Source organism: Candidatus Eisenbacteria bacterium (genome assembly GCA_016867495.1).
Taxonomy (GTDB): Bacteria; Eisenbacteria; RBG-16-71-46; order CAIMUX01; family VGJL01; genus VGJL01.
The window spans coordinates 1-1,770 of the sequence record VGJL01000350.1; the positions used below are offsets into that span (position 1 = coordinate 1).

The window sequence follows — 1,770 nt, forward strand, 5'->3', positions numbered from 1 at the left end:
GCTGACGCGTGGGGCCTGGTCCGGATTCCCGTCCCACTCCGCCTTCCACACCGAGCCTCCCGCTATCTCCGGAAACAGCCGCACCGCTCCGGCGCGGCCGAAGAGGTCCGGGTTGCCGGCGGTGTGCGCCGAAAAACAGGCGCAGTAGGGTTCCGCCACGCCGCCCACGGATCCGACCACGACGATGATCCACTCCCAGTCGTGCTCGTGCGTGTAGCAGCCGAAGGGGGGGCTGGCGCTGCTCCAGTTGCGGGCGAAGTAGTAATGGTACTGGACCACCCAGCAGATCTTCCCGTTGGCATCGCGCTGCTCGTGAACGAGCCCGTAGCAGTTCGCTCCACTCGCCAGCTCGGGAGCCAGGAAGTTGTTCTCGATGTCTCTGTCGTCGTCGTACAGCGACGGGTAGTCGACGCGTCTGCCGCCCGGCCCGGCGTTCTCGAAGTATAGCGCGGGGCGAAACCGGTTGAGGAGCGCGTCGGACGCTGCCTCGCTCAGGGGCGGCGCGACGAGAGCCGCAAGGAGAGAGCAGGAGCTGACCCAGCCTACGATCGACCTTCGATTCCGCATCCCAGCCTCACCGGACGATCTGGATCGTCCGAACGGACGACACCAGTCCCGAATGGAGACGGAGGTAGTAGACGCCGGAGGGCAGGGCCCGCCCCGCGCCATCCCTGAGCGCCCAGCTCGCCTCACCTGACGGGCCTTCGTTTTCTCCCTGACGCAGCCTTGCGACGAGGCGGCCCGCGACGTCGAAGAGCTCCAGCCGCTGGGACCTCCTCCGCGCGAGAGGATTCCAGGTGACGCGCAGGTCCCCACTCGTCGGGTTGGGCCGGACATCGGGGAACGCCGCGCCGGCCGCCGCGGCGGAGGCGGGGCACGGGACGAGATCCCCCTCCCGCAGATCCCTGATGCCCAGCGGTCCGCCCGTCGCCGTCAGCTCGAGTAGAACCGGGGCAGTTGGAGGCCTCTCCAGCAGCACCTCGCGCTCCTGCCAGAACTGCCCGATCGGCCCGAGCGACTCCTGATCGTGCGACAGCCCGGTCGCCGGATCGACCGTGGCCAGCCGCAGAAAGCCCGAGGAGAGGGATCTGACCGAGAACCTGAGGACGAGGCGGCCGCCTCCCTCCTCGACGGAAGACAGGACCTGCGCCATCCCGGCCGCAGCGGCCCCCTGAGGGGCAATCCATAGCTCCGCGCCGTCATCGCCATGCAACGGCACCCCCGCGCTCGACTCGGGAAGCCCGTTGCCCGGCCAGGGGGCGACCCAGTAGTCCGCGGATCCGTCCCGGTCTCTGTCTCGTGCGAACTCGGGATCGAGGATTGCTCCGGCTTCATCGAAGTCGACGCGGATTTCATCGATGTACCCGGCGAAGCACCCGCCGATCGAGGGGATGTCGTGGAGGGGGTTCTTCGGGCCTCCGCCGCCAGCGATGCCGCGGCCCTCAGGCGCTTCCTCGATCGGGGGCGGGACGCCGGAGCCTCTGCCGGGGGCTTCGTAGCGAACGAGAATCTCCCGGATCCGTTCGCCCGCCCACGGATCGAGCCGCACGAAGAAGTGATGCCACTTCCTGAGCGAATAGGCGTAGCGTCCCGGGTCGGCGGGAAGTCCACCCCCGTCGCGCAGATCGACGCTCAACACTCTGCCCGTTTCTGTCACGGCATCGACGGCCAGCCGTCCCCTCCCCTGCGGATCGTGCTCCTGTCGCGCCCAGTAGCTGAGTACGCTCCCCCTGCGGACGAGAAGGTCGCAGCGGAAGACCGTCCACGCGG

The 1,770-nt window shown here is 68.8% G+C and carries 1 protein-coding gene; it reads right to left on the reverse strand.

Annotated elements, in window-relative coordinates:
• The coding region (locus tag FJY88_14180) for a hypothetical protein (protein ID MBM3288475.1) at positions 1–567 on the reverse strand (567 nt) is incomplete at its 3' end.
• Positions 568–1,770 lie beyond the last annotated feature (1,203 nt).